Annotated in this window: 18 protein-coding genes; 7 read left to right on the top strand and 11 right to left on the bottom strand. The window is 45.6% G+C overall.

Going from position 1 to position 18,707, the window contains the following annotated elements; all coding sequences use genetic code 11:
* Positions 1 to 73: 73 nt before the first annotated feature.
* From DXN04_RS26070 to DXN04_RS26055, 4 genes are read left to right on the top strand one after another with little or no spacing between them, the layout of a single operon-like run.
* Entirely contained in the window at positions 74 to 1,108 is a 1,035-nt protein-coding gene (locus tag DXN04_RS26070) for an efflux RND transporter periplasmic adaptor subunit (protein WP_116856335.1), read from the top strand.
* Positions 1,109 to 1,116: 8 nt separating this feature from the next.
* Positions 1,117 to 4,176 carry an efflux RND transporter permease subunit gene (locus tag DXN04_RS26065; protein ID WP_116856398.1) on the top strand — a complete coding sequence of 1,020 codons (3,060 nt, stop codon included), beginning with the start codon at positions 1,117 to 1,119 and terminating at the stop codon, positions 4,174 to 4,176.
* The gene (locus DXN04_RS26060) at positions 4,166 to 5,488 is read left to right on the top strand and encodes a TolC family protein (protein ID WP_116856334.1); all 1,323 of its coding nucleotides are present in this window, start codon (positions 4,166 to 4,168) and stop codon (positions 5,486 to 5,488) included. The genes DXN04_RS26065 and DXN04_RS26060 overlap by 11 nt, the downstream gene beginning before the upstream one ends.
* A gap of 10 nt (positions 5,489 to 5,498) precedes the next feature.
* The gene (locus DXN04_RS26055; protein ID WP_116856333.1) at positions 5,499 to 5,933 is read left to right on the top strand and encodes a DUF2147 domain-containing protein; all 435 of its coding nucleotides are present in this window, start codon (positions 5,499 to 5,501) and stop codon (positions 5,931 to 5,933) included.
* 31 nt (positions 5,934 to 5,964) lie between these two features.
* Here DXN04_RS26055 and DXN04_RS26050 read toward each other — a convergent pair whose 3' ends face one another.
* From DXN04_RS26050 to DXN04_RS26015, 7 genes are all read right to left on the bottom strand, one after another.
* Entirely contained in the window at positions 5,965 to 7,260 is a 1,296-nt protein-coding gene (locus tag DXN04_RS26050) for an HTTM domain-containing protein (RefSeq protein ID WP_116856332.1), read from the bottom strand.
* A gap of 164 nt (positions 7,261 to 7,424) precedes the next feature.
* Positions 7,425 to 8,306 carry a DUF5777 family beta-barrel protein gene (locus DXN04_RS26045; RefSeq protein WP_147320066.1) on the bottom strand — a complete coding sequence of 294 codons (882 nt, stop codon included), beginning with the start codon at positions 8,304 to 8,306 and terminating at the stop codon, positions 7,425 to 7,427.
* A 5-nt stretch (positions 8,307 to 8,311) separates the two neighbouring features.
* Positions 8,312 to 8,854, bottom strand: a complete 543-nt coding sequence (locus DXN04_RS26040) for a YceI family protein (RefSeq protein WP_116856330.1) — start codon at positions 8,852 to 8,854, stop codon at positions 8,312 to 8,314.
* An 11-nt stretch (positions 8,855 to 8,865) separates the two neighbouring features.
* A complete protein-coding gene (locus DXN04_RS26035; protein ID WP_116856329.1) occupies positions 8,866 to 9,276 on the bottom strand; it encodes a c-type cytochrome in 411 nt (136 codons plus the stop codon).
* Between the two features lie 11 nt (positions 9,277 to 9,287).
* Positions 9,288 to 9,707 (bottom strand): OB-fold protein, encoded by a 420-nt coding sequence (locus DXN04_RS26030; protein WP_116856328.1) that lies wholly within the window; start codon positions 9,705 to 9,707, stop codon positions 9,288 to 9,290.
* Positions 9,708 to 9,742: 35 nt separating this feature from the next.
* Positions 9,743 to 11,002, bottom strand: a complete 1,260-nt coding sequence (locus DXN04_RS34635) for a porin family protein (protein ID WP_147320065.1) — start codon at positions 11,000 to 11,002, stop codon at positions 9,743 to 9,745.
* On the bottom strand, positions 10,990 to 11,532 hold the full coding sequence (locus DXN04_RS26015; protein WP_233525690.1) for an RNA polymerase sigma factor: 543 nt from the start codon (positions 11,530 to 11,532) through the stop codon (positions 10,990 to 10,992). Before DXN04_RS26015 ends, DXN04_RS34635 begins: the two co-directional genes overlap by 13 nt.
* Positions 11,533 to 11,726: 194 nt before the next feature.
* On the opposite strand from DXN04_RS26015, the gene DXN04_RS35255 reads away from it, so the two are divergent.
* The 3 genes from DXN04_RS35255 (at position 11,727) to DXN04_RS26000 (ending at position 13,797) form a co-directional block, all read left to right on the top strand.
* Positions 11,727 to 12,539 (top strand): hypothetical protein, encoded by an 813-nt coding sequence (locus tag DXN04_RS35255; protein WP_116856324.1) that lies wholly within the window; start codon positions 11,727 to 11,729, stop codon positions 12,537 to 12,539.
* 18 nt (positions 12,540 to 12,557) lie between these two features.
* The gene (locus DXN04_RS26005) at positions 12,558 to 12,779 is read left to right on the top strand and encodes a DUF6965 family protein (protein WP_116856323.1); all 222 of its coding nucleotides are present in this window, start codon (positions 12,558 to 12,560) and stop codon (positions 12,777 to 12,779) included.
* Positions 12,780 to 12,864: 85 nt separating this feature from the next.
* Positions 12,865 to 13,797: a helix-turn-helix domain-containing protein gene (locus DXN04_RS26000; protein ID WP_158569150.1), complete on the top strand. Its 933-nt coding sequence runs from the start codon at positions 12,865 to 12,867 to the stop codon at positions 13,795 to 13,797.
* Between the two features lie 154 nt (positions 13,798 to 13,951).
* On the opposite strand, the gene DXN04_RS25995 is transcribed toward DXN04_RS26000, so the two are convergent.
* From DXN04_RS25995 to galA, 4 genes are all read right to left on the bottom strand, one after another.
* Positions 13,952 to 14,530, bottom strand: coding sequence for a hypothetical protein (locus DXN04_RS25995; RefSeq protein ID WP_116856321.1), 579 nt, complete (start codon positions 14,528 to 14,530; stop codon positions 13,952 to 13,954).
* 196 nt (positions 14,531 to 14,726) lie between these two features.
* The gene (locus tag DXN04_RS25990; protein ID WP_116856320.1) at positions 14,727 to 15,260 is read right to left on the bottom strand and encodes a YceI family protein; all 534 of its coding nucleotides are present in this window, start codon (positions 15,258 to 15,260) and stop codon (positions 14,727 to 14,729) included.
* A 258-nt stretch (positions 15,261 to 15,518) separates the two neighbouring features.
* On the bottom strand, positions 15,519 to 16,145 hold the full coding sequence (locus tag DXN04_RS25985) for a hypothetical protein (protein ID WP_116856319.1): 627 nt from the start codon (positions 16,143 to 16,145) through the stop codon (positions 15,519 to 15,521).
* Between the two features lie 32 nt (positions 16,146 to 16,177).
* Positions 16,178 to 18,589 (bottom strand): beta-galactosidase GalA, encoded by a 2,412-nt coding sequence (gene galA, locus DXN04_RS25980; RefSeq protein WP_116856397.1) that lies wholly within the window; start codon positions 18,587 to 18,589, stop codon positions 16,178 to 16,180.
* Between the last annotated feature and the right edge of the window lie 118 nt (positions 18,590 to 18,707).

The following is an 18,707-nucleotide window of genomic DNA, read 5'->3' as shown; positions in this document are numbered from 1 at the left end:
ATGTTTTTTAATATAGATTAAAAATTACTCCGGAATCTTATTGAATTTTTGCCATATAATTAACGTAGTGCTTATGTTACAGAAATCTGTCTGCTGGCTCGCTACTATAGCCATTTTTACCAGCAGCTGTCATACAGGAGGCAAACCATCATCCACCCAGGATACTGCCATTCCCGTGATCACCCAAACCGTTCAAACCTCCACCGCCAGCCATGCTATCAACATCAGCGGAAATATAGAAGGTAGTAAGACCGTACATCTTGGCTTTATGGTAGCCGGGAAGATCAATTATATCGCTGCCGATGAAGGACAAACCATCAGAAGCGGCCAATTGCTGGCCAGCCTGGATCCGCAGAATTATGCCATTGCCAAAGAAATGGCCGATGCCAGTACCAACCAGGCCCAGGACGAATACAATCGCCTGAAGATCATGTACGACCGCAAGAGCATCAGTGAGAGCGATTATAGCAAGATCACCAATACCCTCGCCCAGGCACGCGCCCAGCAGAAACTGCAGGCCAAGAACCTCTCTGACACAAAACTCTATAGCCCTATCAGTGGGGTCTTACTGAAAAAGAGCGCTGAAACCGGTGAGATCACCAGCGCAGGCATGCCCCTCTTCACTGTATCTGATATCCGTACGGTGAAGGTGAATGCATACATTCCCGAGAGCGAACTGAATAATGTAAAATTGGGCCAGGAAGCTGCCGTACTGGTAGGTGCTGTGAACGACACCTTCCATGGTAAAGTCACAGAAGTAGGTGCGGCAGCAGATGCTGCCGCCAGGGCATTTACCGTGAAGATCACGCTGGACAACCCTCAGTTGCTGATCAGACCTGGTATGATTGCTGAAATCAAACTAGCCTCCGGCAATGTCAGCAACATCCTGGCAATTCCTGTAGAAGCTGTCATGCATGACATAGATGGGCAGACTTATGTTTACGTAGTAGATACTCAGCGCCACCAGGCTTTTAAAAGAAAAGTAAGCATCGGCCAGCTCAGTGGCAACCTGATGGAGATTACCACCGGCCTTAATACCGGTGAACAGATTGTGACCGGTGGTCAGCAAAAACTCAATGACGGTGCTGTTGTTTCTCTCTCTAAATGATCTTCATCATGAATCTTGTACAATCTGCTTTAAAATATAAACAGGTGACGTTGTCCGTACTGCTGCTCGTATTTGCAGTAGGTGTCAACTCCCTGCTCACCATGCCAAGAAGGGAAGACCCGAAGATTACGATCAGACAGGGCCTGGTGATTGCCTACTTCCCCGGTGCCAATTCCGCACAGGTGGAAGACCAGGTTACCAAAAAACTGGAACAATACCTTTTCCAGTTTGAAGAAGTAAGAAAAGATAAAACCTACTCTACCTCCCAGGATGGGATGGTCATCGTGAACGTGGAACTGGGAGAAAAGGTGAAAAACCCGGATGTGTTCTGGAGTAAGCTAAGGCACCAGCTCCTGGTCGGTAAATCTATCGACTTTCCCCAGGGGGTACGCGGACCGATTGTAAACTCTGACTTCGGGGACACGGAAGCACTGGTGATCGGTATCGAAAGTGATTCCGCTACCTACACCCAGCTGAAAGAATACGCACAAAAAATGGAAGATGCCATCCGTACAATCAAGGCATCCTCCAAGATCAAACGCATTGGGGAACAGAAAGAACAGATCACTGTTACTTCCAATTCTGAAAAGCTGGCTCAATATGGTATTAATGTGACACAAGTGACCCGCGTGCTGCAATCACAAAATACCATTATGGCAACAGGTGATGTAAAAACGGATGTCACCAAAGCACCACTGTATACCACCGGTTATTATAATACAGAGAATCAAATTGCCAACCAGATTGTAGGCACTACCCGGACAGGGGCTACCGTACGCCTGGGTGATGTAGCTGCTATCAATCGTACGTATACGGATCCCACCTCTCTTATTACTGTTAATGGTCACAAGGCCATGATGCTGACTGTGCAGATGCTGGAAGGTAACAACATTGTGAAATTCGGGGAAGCGGTGCAGCAGAAAATGGATGAGGTATCCAAATTGCTCCCTTCCAATGTACATATCACGACTATTGTGAACCAGCCCATGCTGGTGGATGAAAACGTATCTCACTTTATTAAGGAATTCTTCCTCGCGATTATATCTGTAGTGATTGTGGTGATCTTATTACTACCATTACGTATTGCAGCAGTAGCTGCTATGGCTATTCCGATGACCATTGCTGTGACATTCGCCATCATGCACCTCTTTGGGATAGAGTTGCACCAGGTATCACTGGCGGCCCTCATCGTGGTACTGGGTATGGTCGTCGATGATGCCATTGTAATTGCAGATAACTATGTAGAACTGCTGGATGAAGGGAAAGACAGATGGACGGCGGCCTGGAAGAGTGCAACAGACCTGGTGGTGCCGGTATTGGCGGCTACGGTGACGATCATCGCGTCTTTTATGCCCATGGTAATGATCACCGGGGCTGTCGGTGAGTTCATCGTGGCATTGCCGATTACAGTAGCAGTGGCATTGGGTTCTTCCTTTATCGTGGCGATGGTATTGACACCGCTGTTGTGCTTTACCTTTATCAAAAAGGGTCTGCACAATCCGGAGAAGATAAAGAAGAGAAAGTCATTGCTCGACAGGATGCAAACTGCTTATAACAATGCGCTGGACTGGTGTGTATTACATCCGAAAACGACGATCATCGGAAGCCTGCTCACCATTCCCCTTGCCGGTTTATTGTATACGAAAGGTATCCGGCAGAAGTTCTTCCCCGCAGCTGAGAGAAACCAGTTTGTAATAGAACTGTGGATGCCTACAGGCACCCGGCTGGAGAAAACAGATGATGCTGTGCAGCGGCTCACAGCCCTGATCAGGAACGATCCGCGCGTGACTTCATATGCTACCTTCACAGGTACAAGTGCGCCTCGCTTTTATTACAACTATTCACCGGAAGTACCGGTGAGTAACTACGGACAGATTTTAATCAACACAACTACAGAAGCAACTACCGAAGCACTCTCTATGGAGCTGGAGCGAAAGGTAGCTGCTGCTGTACCGGAAGGTTTGCCACAGGTAAAACTGATGCAACAGGGCTCTGTGCTTAAATCCCCGGTAGAAGTACGTATTATAGGAGATGACATCAGCAGGTTGAAACAGATCGGAGCAGCAGTGCAAAAGATCGTTCAAAACACCAGGGGAAGTTATCTCGTAAGAAGTGATTTCAGGGAAGACTATTATGGCGTAGGCATCCAGCTGAAAGATGAAGCCAACAGGCTGGGCTTCGCGACAGCCAGCATTGCACAATCAGTTTATACAGGTTTTAGTGGTTACCCTGTATCTACAATGTATGAGGGCAATAACCCGATTGACATTGTATTGAGGCTGGATGAAAAAAGCCGTCGCAGTTTTAGTGACCTGGAAAACATGTACCTGGAGTCTCCGGTTACAGGTGCCAGTGTGCCGCTACGTCAGATAGCTTCCCTTACTCCTGAATGGCAGACCGGCAAGATCATGCACCGCAATGGTGTAAGAACACTGACGGTGCTGAGTGAAACGGCAGACAATGTACTGCCTGCAGATCTGCTGAAAGCCATTCAACCGGCTATCAGCCAGCTTACGCTGCCACCGGGATACCAGATTGTGTACGGAGGTGAAGACGCGAATAAGAAAGAGACGTTCAGCCAGATGATGGTCGTGCTGGCGATCAGTCTTGTAGCCATCTTCTTCATCCTGCTTTTCCAGTTCCGCAACCTGAAGGAAGCAACGATTATTATGCTCACCATCCCACTCAGTTTATTCGGGGCTATGGCGGGCCTATATATGACGCATAACAACTTTGGGTTTACGGCATTTGTAGGTTTAATCAGTTTGTCAGGTATCGTGGTGAGGAATGCGATCATTCTTGTAGACCATACCAACGAACTATTAAAGCATGGCATGGATATACGCACGGCGGCTATTGAATCAGGCAAGCGCAGGCTGAGACCTATCTTCCTGACAGCGATGGCTGCCGCAATCGGGGTACTGCCTATGATCCTCTCCGGCTCTCCTATGTGGAGCCCGCTGGCCAGTGTGATTGCCGTGGGGGTAGTATGGTCTATGATCGTAGCCCTGCTCACTGTACCCGTTTTATATATCGTATGGATCAAACCGACTTCCGATGAAAAGTAGATGCCTTCTCACACTCATTATATTCCTGCTCATGGCACCGGTGCTGCACGCGCAGCAACCAATGCCACTGGATTTACAGCAGGCTATTGATCTCGCTTTGCAACATAACAGGGCACTGCACATCAAGAAACTACAACAGTCAGAAAAAGCGGCAAAGCTGCATGAAGATGCTATCAAACAATATCCTGCAGTCACCGTCAGCTCTGCCTATCAATATAACCAGAACCTGGGTGCGCTGAATATCCCTGCCGGCTATTTCGGCGCTCTACCATTGGGGGGTACTACCATTGAACTGCCGAATAAGGATGCTTCTTTTGAACTGGGTAAACACAACAACTTCAATGCCGGTGTAACCGTATACCAACCCATTACCCAGCTGGGCAAGATAAAGGCAGGCATGGAAGTGACGAAGACTGATGTATTGATTGCAGAACAGGAAAGCAGGAAGGCAGCGCTGCAAATCAGGCAGGCAGTGGAAAAGCTCTATTATGGTTTACTGATTAACCAGCAGCAACAGGTTACCGCAAATGCCAACCTTCAACTGGCGCAGATGAAACAGTTTGACGTGGAAAGTGCGCTGATGGCCGGTAAAACCGTGGATGCCAGCAAGGCAGGACTCCAGGCCAATGTTGCGGATGAAGAACAGAACCTGCTGAAGCTACAGATCCAGGCAGATGATTACATGGCAGATCTGCAACAGCTCACGGGCATCACTGCGGACAGTGTGATACTGGCGGAGGTGGATTACACCCCACAACCAATCAGTGACAGCATTTCAGGCGAAAACAACGTAGATATCCGGCTGGCCAATTTAACGAGGGTAAAAACCGAACAGGCGATCAAAGCAGCACAACGCAGTTACCTGCCTGACTTTGGTTTGATGGCTGGCTATACTTACCAGACAGGGAATGTTTTGTATCCAAACAGTAACCCATTTGTGGGAGCATCCTTTAAGTGGAATATCCAGGATATTTTTTCCAATAAACAGGTGATGCACCAGCGTAACTTCCAGCTGCAGCAGTCTACCGAATATGTAGCGAATACGCAGGAGACTGTGAACCATGATATTGCAAAAGCAAAAAGACGGATCAACCAGGCTATTGCCCTGATCGCGGTTGCCCAAAAGGCTGTAAATTACCGGCAGGATGAGCTAAAAATTCAGCAGGATAAACAAGATGCTGGCCTGAATATTGAAGCTGATCTGTTAAACACAAAATCAATGCTGGCGAAAGCGCAGGCAGACCTGCTGAGTGCACAGCTCAATTACAGGATCGCCTTATCTGATCTGCGCATTTTGACCGGCGCTTATTAAAAGTATTCACATGAAAAGGATCGCATTTTTATTAATTACTTTATTGTTTTCGACGCATGTATTGCTGGCACAGGACAAGATACTCGGTAACTGGCTGAGTGAAGAAAAAGACGGCCGCATTGAAATCTATAAAACCGGGGATAAGTATTTCGGTAAGCTGGTATGGGGCAAGGACCTCGTGGAAGCTGACGGGAAAACACCCCGTAAAGACAGAACTGATACCAAAAACAGCGATCCTAAATTAAGGAGCCGTCCGTTGTTGGGGCTTGTACTGCTGACAAACTTCACCTATGATGACGGTGAATGGAGTGGTGGTAAGATCTATGATCCCAAGAGTGGGAAGACGTATAGTTGTACTATGAAAATGAAAGGAGACAAACTGGAAATAAGAGGCTACGTCGGTGTCTCCATGTTTGGCAGGACGACTGTGTGGACCAGGGGGTAAAAGGACTCCTGCTGCGGCAGGTATTTATTAATTACTCCGGTTCCAGCGGTACAATCCAGTCTGCATGGCGGTACGGCTCCCATGGCGTATTGGCCAGGTCCTTTTTCGGATCAACCAGTGGTTGTGGGTGCCGGCCATTCAGACTGACAGCGCTGACAGCGTAAATTGATATATGATGCATTCCTTTTTCAGCACAGCCTTGTTTAAGGTGCCGGGCATACTGCCAGATGAGATCAGGGAATCCTGCCAGGCTATTTAATGTTGCATAATTGAGCCTTTGTTCCGGCTCGTCTATCCATGATTGGTGTGTGTCATTGTTCACCACCCTGAAATAAACCCAGCCACTTTTATTGCGTGACATCATTCTCCAGCTCATTCGAAACCCTTCTTCTGACCAGTAAGGTTGTGTACCAAACAAAAGATAACGCAGGGGCAGAAGCACCTGGATCAGCAGGTAAATACCCATGGCGTATACTGCAAGCTTTTTCCTGCCTGTGAGTGGAGGAATTGTGGGCAAAGGAGCCGGTTCCGGCCAGTGGAACAACTGCCTGACCAGGTTTGGCGGATAAAAGAACAGCATGGCGGATAAGGCCAGGAATGGGAAGATTCCTATGGTAAAGACAATTGCGTTTGTAATATGAAAGATCAGTGCTGCAATCATACCAATGGCACGGGTACGACGGAATAACATACATGGTGTGATCACAAAATCGTAGACGATGCCCAGATAGCAAAGTAAATACCTGATCGGGTTGCTGGTGAGGGTGCTGGCCAGGTAGCGGCCGGAGAGCCAATCAGGATACAACTTTGCAATAGCAGCGTAAGTATAGACAATGCCAAACTGCGCGATAAAGAACCAGCTGCACCACTGCGGACAGAAATCGGACCGGATTCCTGGTTTGCGCCATACATCTACAGAGAGACGGCGGTGTGCAGGCATTATACACATGAATGCACATATAATTATGATGAGGTAATAATGGTTGTTGTAGCCACATTTCTGCATCAGGTAGGTGCCGGTCCAGAGTAGCGTATAGCCGGTCATCGCCAGGCGGTAAAAGGCTCCCAGCATAACCAGGATGGCCAAAAAGCCCATTACCAGAAAATAGCCATACATGCCATTCCCCGGCAATGGTCGCAACCATTCAAATCCAATAAAAGGGAAGGTAAAGGAGGGTTCAACGAACAGGGTACGGACCCTGCCAGAGAGAATATCATTGACAGATTGAAACAGGAGGAGAAATCCAAGCAGGATACGGAAAAGTACCAGCGGTGTATTATCCACTGGCTTCCAAATACGGGAAGGTAAACTGTCGGCATTGAACATAAGGCCGGAAATTAGGCGCTATCTTACATTCATAGCACCAAATTACGACCAAATGGAAAATTTCGTAGGTAAATATTAAAAATTTTATCGTTGCCTGCCTGGCAGGCAACGATAAAAATGGTACTGCCCCAAAGGGGAGTCTACACTCAAAAAGCCAGTGAAGGCTACTTTTTGAAGTTGAAATTCCTGGTGATGTTGAACCCAAAATAGATATCACCTTTACCCCAGCTACCATCGGTCTTAGCCAGATAGTAAGGACCTACCATACCTGAGGCATTGGTAAATACGAGCTGGAATACGTGACCACCGGTTTCAATATCAATACCGCCGGAGATAGCATCATAGACCTTTGTGCTTACTACCTGATTACGCGCCAGGTAATTGTACTCAGCATTGATACTCATTCTCTTTGTGAATTTCAGCCGACCACCTGCAGATACCGCGAAGAGATCATTTTTATCTTCGGGTGTTGGCGTCAGGTTATAATGGATCCAGGATGGCACTACTTCAAAGGAGAAAGCAGGAGTAAACTTTTTAGCAATGATAACCTGGGTCGTATATGCCGTGCGATAGCGGGCATCGAGGTAAGGCTTATCTGTATAACGCTGTGTATAGTTGGTAATCAGGCCATACAGGCTTACAGACACTGGCATACCTGTTTGTTTCTGCTGCAGGAGCTTATACTTCAGGGAACCATCGAAAGTTTTATCGACAGAGCTGCGACCCAGTCCTACTGAGAAGCGGTCTGTGATACCATAATCCAATGCAAAACGAATAGATGCGTTGTCAAGTCCGAATAACTCATAAGCGCCCCCGTTTAGTTTTCCGAAACGGTGCATGATCATGAATTGCAGGCTTTTCTTTCCCGGCGATTCTACGGTAGGCAGGTTTACAATCTGTGTAGCCTTGAAGGTACCAGTTACCACCTGTCCTTGCTGTGATTCGGCTACGGCATCGTCCATCATTTTCATCAGACTGCTGTCCTGCGCCATCATACGGGTGCATACGAGTAATAAAAATATGGTTTGAATGATTCTTCTTTGCATATCCATTATTTTGATAACGCAGTGCAGGCAGCAAGTACCTGTACTGTGATTTCTGAAGCAATTTTATCTTTTACCAGTGCAGGAATTTTAATATCGAAATCGGAAGGTTTCACCTTGAAGTCAGCTTTACCTGTTACTTTGCCATCGGCCACTTCCAGTTCTGCAGGTGCGTTCACTGGTTTGGTTACACCATGCAGGGTAAGGTTGCCGCTGATCTGTACTTTGTAGGTACCGGGACTGGTGCCTACATTGCCGGTGATGGTACCTGTGAACTGTGCTTTCGGGAACTTGTCACTTTCTACATAGTTCTCGTTGTAATGGTCCTGCATCAGTTGCTTTTCAAACAGAAAGTTTTTTTGCAACAGGGTCAGGGCCACGGTCTTTTTACCCAGGTCGATGGCAGCTACTACCTGTCTGTTTTCCGCTTTGATATCTTCAAGCGGGGTTTTGGAATAGAAGTTCACCTTTCCATTGCGCGTCATGAATGTCTGCGCTTTGGCTGGCAGGTATAACAAACTGGCCAGCGCCATTACATACATTGGTTTCATATGTTCCTGTTTTAATTATTTTGAGCACCGCGGGCGATCCAGTCTTTAATGATATTGATATTGCAATCAGAGAGTTTGCTGCCACCCTGGGGCATAGCAGGATAACCACTGGCATGGGTGATGGTACCAATCAGGTTGCCGTTGTTGACCTGTGTTAAAACTTTTGAGTAAGTGTCTAAAGAGATGCCGCCGCTGGCGCTACCGTTGCCATGACAGCCATAGCAATTAGCAGAAAGAATAGGCTGTACATTGGCAGCATACTTCATGTTTACGGTGTCGCAGGTAGTGCCACCACCACCGGTGCCGGTAGTATCTGTGCCATTATTGGTCAGGTCTTTTTCATTGTCTTTGGAACAGGATGTTACCATGGTCAGGCAGTATACGATTGCGATTGCTGACAGAAAGAAGAATACACGTTTCATGATTTGTAATTTTATTTAGTTGTGAGAATGGTTGCGTCTACAAGGCTTACGTCCATGAGAAAGCCGGTGCACTTTCCTTTTACACGGATGGTTTCGCCGCTTTTAGGCAGTGGGTCAGTGTTTTCAGCAAGACTACAGTTGACCCCACCGGAATCAGATTCGCCTGCGGCGAGTAGTACAGAAACTTCCTTACCGTTTTGTTCTACATTCATGACGGTACCTGTTACTTCCAATACCTTGTTTTCATACAGTTTACCTGCAGTTTTTTCATCTTTGGCGAAAGTGCCATACAGTTCTCTGGCAGTCACACTATCATCTGTGTGCGCTTCAGCGGCGGTTGTTCTTGGTTTGTTGTACAAGTAGTAGCCTGTTCCTCCTGCCACAAGGCATAGGAATACCGCTGCGAAAAGGATTGTCTTTTTTCGCGTCATACAATTTTGATTTTAAAGTTGGAAGCCTACACGATTTAACGGATAGATTTCGTAATGCCAATGTTGATGCCCATACTGGTAATAGGCAGGTCTCCGATACCGAGACCTTTGGCAGGTATTTTCAAATATGGTTCTACACGAAGCTTACCTATTGCGCCGAGGTTGTGCTCCAATCCTACTCCCACGTGTATAATAGAGAACCAGTTTTTAGTTGCATTTTTATAAGCCCAGGAGCTGTTCTTCAGTTCTCCTGACATGGTCATATAATTATAAGCATAGTCTTCTTTCTTCATGAGGTAAGAAGACAGTCCTGCGTTGGCGTACCAACTGGTATTCTTACCATTTTTGATAAAGTAGCGAACGTTCACTGGTATTTCGTACATGTTACAATAGCCGTCTACATCCAATATTTTCCAGTTTTGCACATAAGGGATTTTCTTTGTGCTAAAGCTGCTTCCTTCGGAGTAATAGTTTTTGTGATCATAGAGCAGGCCGGTTTCCACAGCGAAGCTGCGGGAGATGCGGTAGCCGAGAATGATACCGGCACCGTAGCCTACCTTGTTTACGCGTTGCATTTTCACGGTGCTGATGTCCGGACTGGCGATGATACCGAAGTAGAGGCCTTTCTGGACTTTGGCAGGTGATTGTTTCTTAACTAAGGGTTCTTCTGTTTTTGGCAGAGGAAGTTCCTTTGGTGTGGCGATAGCTGGCGTTGTCATACTGTCTGCAGGCAGTATTGTTGGTACTGTTGCAAAGGAGATGTTAGAATTTTTCGTTACAACGCCAATAACGGAATCGGATGTATGAATATTGTTTTTGTTTATTGTTTTATCGGTATTAAGTCTATTAATGGTTAACCCGGGATCGGTGGCAAGCGGAATAGGTGTGCTATTACGCGAGATAATATTGTTATTGTTATTAGTAGTATGTGTTAATGGTGTTGTGCTAGTGTTAGTGCTAGTGTTATTATTAGTACTAATATTAGTGTTAGTGTTTGTATTTGTGTTTGTGTTTATGTTTGTCGTACTTTTTGCTGCTATTCCTGTTCCGGTACGCGGCAGCTTACCTGTTTCCAGAGGTGGCGCGTAGATAATAAAAAAAAGCATTGTCAACAGGATGGATACCCCCAGCCATACCCACTTATTACCCCGCACGCTGTCGTCCGCAGGCCCCTGGGGCTGCGCTGACTGCAAACGGCGACTGAGTGCATCCCAGTCTGCACCATCCGTTTTTAAGGGATACTGCGATGCCGCATTGCGGAATAATTCATCCATATCGTCATCTAAAAGCTGCATATATCAAATTCCTGAATGCCGTTATTTAATTTCTTTTTTAAATGTTCTCTTGCTTTTGACAGATTTGATTTTGAAGTACCTAAACTGATATTCAGCTTATCTGCAATTTCCTGGTGGGAAAACCCATCAATTACATACATGTTGAATACAACCTGATAGGAAGGAGGTAATTCTTTGATCAGGATGATCAGTTCTTTGTAATATAACTTTTGTTCTGCGGACTGCCCCATATCGGGCTGTTCCCATACGTATTCCGGGATTCCCCCTATTTCCGGGATCATATTTTTCCGGCGCAGTTCATCGATGGCGGTGTTAACCATGATTTTGCGCATCCACCCCAGGAGCATCTTTTCGAGATTTTCTCCTTCTTCATAGGTAAACCTGTCAAACCGGCTGAAAATTTTTACAAATCCGTCATTAACCACCTCGGTCGCTTTCTCATACCTGTATATATACCTGAACACAATTTTCAGGGCATATGCATAATACCGTTCATACAGAAGCCGCTGGCACCTGGGCTGTGCATGCATACACCCTTCTATTATGGTCTTAAGTTGTTCCAAATGAGTAGCCGTCTGTATTTAATCTATACACTTATTAATACGGAACCTGTCATGTAAAGGTTGCCTGTGAATAGAAATATTTTTTAACAATTGTTTATCAAGTACTTATGTAATATTGAGGAATATTAAACCTAAGAGATGAAATACGGTTCTAAATTAATATGAAATTATCACATGCTATCGGCTACTGCTCCCTGATGCTGGCACTGGGCACTAGTTGTAACAGAAATATAGCTCCGCAGGAGCATTTTCCCGCCAGCCCTGTTGAACCGGATGGCAACGCTTCAGAATGGACCATGCCTTTGCGCTATGCTAACAGCCAATATACGCTGTCTTATAGTATAAGCAATGATGCCCGAAATATTTATGTCTGTGTCATGACCACTGATCCAGAAATGAAACACCGGATCATGAAGGCGGGGATGACGCTTTATTTTGATCCCAAAGGGAAACAAAAGAAAAAAATGGCCCTTGTATACCCGGAAAGGAACATGGATGGCATAAAAGTGCCGACCGTTTACAATACCGAGGGCTTTTTGAATATGGATAACGGGCAGCATAAGCTGACGGATAAAATGGCCGGGATTAAAATCGGGTTAAATCCGATGGCGGATAGCGGTGCCCTGGTATATGAAGTAGCGGTGCCACTTAGCAGGGTGTTGGCCAATGGGCTGTCAGAAAAAGCTCTTAAAAAGAATTTCAGTGTGGGGATTGTGGTCAACCAGTTACCCGGCAAACGGGGCGGTCCTGGAGAAGGACAAGGTCAACGACGTGGGGGTGGCGGTGTGCAGCCCAGGGTCTCTTTTGGCGGAGGTATGGGTATGGGCGGCATGGGCGGTGGCATGGGAATGGGTATGGGAATAGGCATGGGTGGCGGCCGCGGCGGAATGGGGGGTGGTCGTGGTGGTGCACTGCAGGTTCCTGAAGATGCTACCTGGGCCACTTTCAGGTTTTCAGCTCCTGAAAAAAAATAAAATCCCCATCTTTGCGCCATGAAATATGCCGACAAAGAGATTCAGGAACTGGAAGAGTTCTTTAAAACCGCGACTTTACCCGATTCTATAGAGTTATTCCATAGTACAGTTATTACCGATGTAAAGGCTTTTGTACATAGTCATCTGCAAATTATTAAGCTGAGACAGGGTGTGCCAGTTTTCGAAGGTTTCTATGACAGACTGGTTCTCCTCAAAGAAAAACTATCGGCAAATAGCTGAGCCTGATATTTTTAAAAGCGCCTCTGCCTATGGTGGAGGCGCTTTCCTGTTTAGGGAGATTTCCCTTAATTTTACCCCCTTAATTATGAATACGCAGACGCCAATACTGGACATACCATCCACCATAAAATATTATCTGTCACTGGACAAAAAGGTCGCGCAAAGTTTCGGAATGGATAAATATGATGAGCTCCTGCACCCCGATAACTTCGCTATATTAAGTAACGAAGGCAGTGTTAAGAACGGAGCCCCCATTAAAACAGATCATTACGCGCTGATTTTATGTCTCAGGGGAACCTGTACCAAGACAGTAGGACCATTCACCTTCCAGGTGACACCGCAGTCATTGCATATTGTCTCGCCACGCTTTATCAATTCTTTCGAAAATGCATCTGATGACCTCCTGCTTTACATGGTCATGTTTAAAAAAGAATTTATTGCCGATATCTTTATCAAGCAAAGCGTGCTTGACCCATTGATGGACCTGCACCCCGAATGTCCGCCTATCTATAGTCTTTCCGACCACAATTTTCAAAAGATCAAGACACTCTATGAGAAAATAGACCTGGAGTACAAAGAAGAAAATCCTTTCTTCTTACAATTGATCAGATTACAACTGGTAGAATTACTCTATGAGGTGAACAGGACTTTTGAGAAATGCTCTGACAGTCGTACACATTATCAGCTGACCAGACAGTATACACTTTTCATGAACTTCAGGGATCTTGTGGAAGAACATTTTCTCAGCAAAAGAACGGTGCAGGAATATGCGGACCTTTTGCATGTGTCCGCAAAGCATTTAAGTGAGGTGGTAAAACAGGAAACGGGGAAGAATGCATTGCATATAATTCATGCAAGGATATACCTGGAAGCGAGGTTATTGCTCACTACATCTTCGCTGAGTGTAAAGGAAATTTCAGATCAGCTGAACTTTGATACCAGTTCTCACTTCAGCAGGTTCTTTAAGAAGTTTGCGGATGAGAATCCTTCTGCTTATAAGAAAGTATCTACTCCATAAAGGGAGGGTATCATTTTGAATTCATTAGAACCAGGCGTGTAAATTCGTTTGTTTATTTAGGGTATTGAAGTTGAAACACCAGGCATAAAAATAAAATAGTCGCCCGACATGCTACGGACGACTATTTTTACTTAACCATAAACCCTAATACAAACTAAAGCTTAAATGCGTATGCTACTCTGATACCTATTACGTTGTTGGATGATCCACCATCGACAAATTTGGAGTTGCCATCAAACTTCACGGCTGCATCCAGGTAATTGCCTTTGCCCAGTGGAATCAGGTAACCTATCTGCGGTGTATACACGAAAGCTGCTGACTTATCGTTGTACAATCCGGAGCCATTGGTAATGAAGCTTACACCCGCCTGGCCCTGTACATATACATTGTTGTTGCTGAACGGATAATACTTCAAACCTAATTTTACCGGAATTAACTGCAGATCATCGAGGCCTGGGGTATTGTCGGCAAAGATATTGGTGTAACCTGCATTCAGGTTGACGTACAATGTACGTTTTACCAATGCATAATCTGCCTGTACAGAACCTCCCAGGGTCCAGTTGTAATGATCTTTGAGATTACCTAAGGGGATACCAGCTTCGGGGCCTACGCTTAAAAGAAATGCGGGTCTGTCTGTTGTAACCTTATCATCCTTGCTCTGTGCCTTTACGCCTGCTGTTACTGCTAAAAATAATCCTAATGTTACTAATCCTTTCATTACTCTCTTTTTCATCTTCTTTCGTTTTAATCTTTGTCTAATATTTATTGTATCAATCTTAAATTCTTCTTTTATTAATCATGCTGAGTATTAAGTGCACGGTGATTTTTCTTCTATTGCTTTCCTGTTGGATTCTTACACATCAACCAATTACTCTTTTCTAGCGCTCTTTACTTTTTCAAACAGCTGTCAATAGAATTGTTGCTTCTCATCAGCCTTCTACCAGCTGTATATTTGCCTCCAGCCGTACATCCTCTCCCAGCAATAATCCGCCGGCTTCCAATACTGAATTGTAAGTAAGACCAAACTCCCATCTGCTGATATTCCCTTTCACTTCAAAACCCATTTTCTTCCTGCCAAAAGCATCTACAGCCTCACCGCCGTATTCAGCTTCCAGCTCTATAGGACGACTAATGCCTTTCATGGTCAGGGTGCCTGCCAGGCTGTATTTATCATCCTTCATTTTTCTGAAATAAGCAGATTGAAAAGTAATTTGGGGAAAGTGTGCCGCGTCGAAGAAATCGGCGGACTTTAGGTGTGCATCTCTTTGTTCCTGGTTAGTATCTATACTATGTACATCCAGTGAGAAGTGTACTTCTGCATTTTCGATCTGGTGCGGATCGGAGAAGGTTGCTCCACCGTTGAAGTTGTTGAAAGCACCGGTTACATCCGATATTACAAGGTGCTTAATTTTAAACTGAACACCTGAGTGATCAGGGTCAATAATCCATTTCTGTTGATTCATATACTTGCGCGATTTGTCCTTAATTCCACACAAAAGTAGGACCAAAGACAAGCCGTATCAATTCCAAAAAGGCATAAAAAAAGACCAATTTTCCCTGTAGCCGGCGAGGCAGGAAAAATTGGTCATGTATTCCGATTTATTGGTTTCATTCAGTAGACTATCACCGTTTACCTTTGCTGCGCAATTAATAATTGCAGTTTTAACAGTTGTAGGTTTAAGTAATAGCCGTCTCGCCTCTGCGTCATGGCTTTTTTTATTTTATAAACCATCCAGTTGCATCGCCTCCAGGATCTCGCAATGATAGATATAATCATATACTGATGTCACTTCTGTAGGATAGTTCAATCCAAATGGCCAGAAGTGTTGACTATCACCATATAACACCGCTGTAGCATTCCCGGTAAGCGTACGCAGTTTCTGTGTAGCATAGGAACCGGTATACACTCCGCTTACGATCAGGGTATTCCACCATACGCTGCTGGTACCTACGCCGACTGTATGTGCTATTTCATGCAGTGCAGTAGCCAGGTTCATATAATAAGTATTGGATCCGAAACGGATACTACCATTGATATTACCATCGGCAGTTGATACAGAAGGCACATAGGTGACAGTAAGGGCCTTGGTGAAAGTGGTATAATGATTCATATACCATACGGCGCTGTCCATTGCAGCGGTGATGAGGGTATATGCTGCCTGCTCCGTAGAAGTGGGATTGGCGGATTTAACCAGGGTATAAGTCACGTTGCCAGTGACAGCAGCTTCACTACTGGTACTGGCAACGTTATTGGAGGTAAGATCGGGCAGGTCTTCTGTTTTCTTACAGGCAGCGATAAGGAGCATAACAAGGCTGATTGCTATGAGCAACCGGGGTTTTCTTTCCATTGTGTAGGATTTGAGGGTTTAAAAATTACAGATTAAAATGTAAGGGTAGCTGATTCCAATCCATTTCCTGTAGCTTTTAAAACCACTGCTCCGGGTTTGTTTCCTGCTTTGATGATCAACTGGGCATGCCCGTTGAAGAGGCTGCGCTGCCATGCACCTGGTAAGCATTGGTCAGGTTCATGACAGCTGGGATCACCATTACCGACACCAATGATGTCTGCATGGCCATCCAGTGAAAAGTGGATCATATCGCCGGCTACGGGCACTGTTCTGCCCTTATCATCCACTGCACTCACGTTGACTACAACAGCATCTTCGCCATCTGCCTGCAAAGTTGTCTTTGAGGGGGTTAATACAATCCTTTTAGGAGCATTGGTGGTTTCTACCTTGCTGGTGATTTTCTTTCCTTTCTTATAAGCTACCGCTTCGAGGGTACCGGGTTCATAGTTCACGCTCCAGCGGAGGTGTCCATTCACCGGCATATCTTTTTTTCCAAGGCTTTTGCCATTGAGGAAGAGTTCTACATTATCTGCATTGGTATTGATCCATACCAGTATCGGCTGTCCTTCCTTACCGGGCCAGTTCCAGTGTGGTGCAATGTTCAGTACATCTTTGTCTGTCCACCAGGATTGATAGTAGTAATAAACATTTTTAGGGAAGCCGCACATATCCATGATCCCAAAGTGAGAGTTGATATTTGGCCAGCTGTAAGGGGTGGGTTCCCCACGATAGTCAAAACCTGTCCATGCAAAACCACCCATGAACCAGGGACGTGCTGCTGCCAGTTTCCACCAGATTTCGGCGGTAGATGCCCATGATGGATAGGTACTGTCATAGTCAGGTACATAGCCATTGATAGTATCCTTTATATAGATACCACGGGTGGTGACAGTGCTGGCGACTTCTGTACCAATCACCGGTTGCTCAGGATGATCTTTGTGATACCCATCTATACCACCGAGATTGTAGTTGAAACCACGAACAGGCATTACCTGGTTTACGCCATAGTACACATTCGGCATGTTCGCTGCATAAGTACTGGTCCGGGAAGGATCTGATTCTTTCTGAACGATTAACTGGTGCTCCGCGATGCGCTTTCCGATGTTAGTATACTGCGTGTGGAATTCTTCGTTGCCGATGGACCAGATGAAGATGCTTGGGTGATTTCTGTCTCTCAGGATCAGGCTGCGCAATTGTTCCTCATATTCCTTGCCGCTGTTGAGTAAGCGGGTTTCGTCCATGACGATCATACCCAAGCTGTCACAGGCATCCAGCAATTCCGGTGTAGGAGGATTATGGCTGGTGCGGTAAGCGTTGGTACCCATTTCTTTCAGGAGGGCGATTCTATAGTATTGCAAGTAATCGGGTAATGCTACACCTACACCTGCGTGGTCCTGGTGGCAGCATACGCCCTGTATTTTGATATTCTTTCCATTGAGGAAGAAGCCTTTGTCTTTATCCATTACGATGGTACGTACACCAAAACGCACCTTTACGCTATCGATGGTTTTACCATTTGATTGTACGATGGCTACGGCGCGATAGAGGTAAGGATTTTCCAGTGACCAGAGTTGTGGCTGGCTAAGGTTTAAGACCTGTGAGAGTTTTTTACTTTCATAAGTGGCGAGAGACAATGGCTGCGGTTTGCCCTGTGCCAGTGTCTTGCCCTCCCTGTTAGTGATTACCGTATATACAGTGGCATTGGCCGGTGCAATGTTATCATTCTTCACAGTGGTTTCGATTGTCACAGCGGCATCGTTACCCTTTTGGGTAGTGTGAACGAATACGCCACCTTCGGAAGCAATGTGGAGATTGTTGAAAACATTGAGCCATACGTGGCGGTAGATGCCCGCACCTTCGTAGAACCAGCCTTCGTTTTGAGTAGCGTCGGCCCTTACTACGAGCACGTTGGGTTTATCGAATTGCAGTACATCGGTGATATCGTAGGAGGCACCGGTGTAACCACTGAAGTTACCGCCTACATAGTAGCCGTTTACCCATACTTTGCTATCGCGGTATACACCATCCAGCTGAATGACGAAGCGGTTGCCGGAATCAGCCCTGGCTACATCGAAGGTTTTGCGATACCAGCCGATACTGTTTTCTGGGAAAAGGCCGCCGATGGGCTTATAACCATGACCTTCCAGGTCGCCTTTTTTGGAATATTGGAATGGAAGGGATACAGCCCAGTCGTGAGGGAGCTGGACATCCTGCCAGGATTTGTCGTTGAATTTGGCATCAATGCAGGTATTGCTTGCATATCCCGATTTGGAAAAGGAAGTTTCTACACCATAGTTGAAGTCTCTTTCGGCATTGCCTGCGTGGCCGAGAGAGAATTTCCAGTTTGAGTCGAAGTTAATATGCCTGCGTAGCGGTGACTGCGCGAAGGCAGTATTTCCGATAGTGAATGCTGTAAATAATAGCAGCAAGTCTTTTTTAGTCATAATGTTGATTTTCCTTGCGTGGGTAGAGGAAAGCAATTTAATCATTATTAATTGTAAAAAAGACAATTTATACCATGAAATTAAGGCAAAATAATGTCGGTTAATATTTGATTAAAAT

This window comes from Chitinophaga silvisoli (assembly GCF_003412465.1).
Lineage (GTDB): Bacteria > Bacteroidota > Bacteroidia > Chitinophagales > Chitinophagaceae > Chitinophaga > Chitinophaga silvisoli.
The sequence above is the reverse complement of the archived record's forward strand: the minus strand, read 5'-3'. Positions and strand labels throughout refer to the sequence as shown.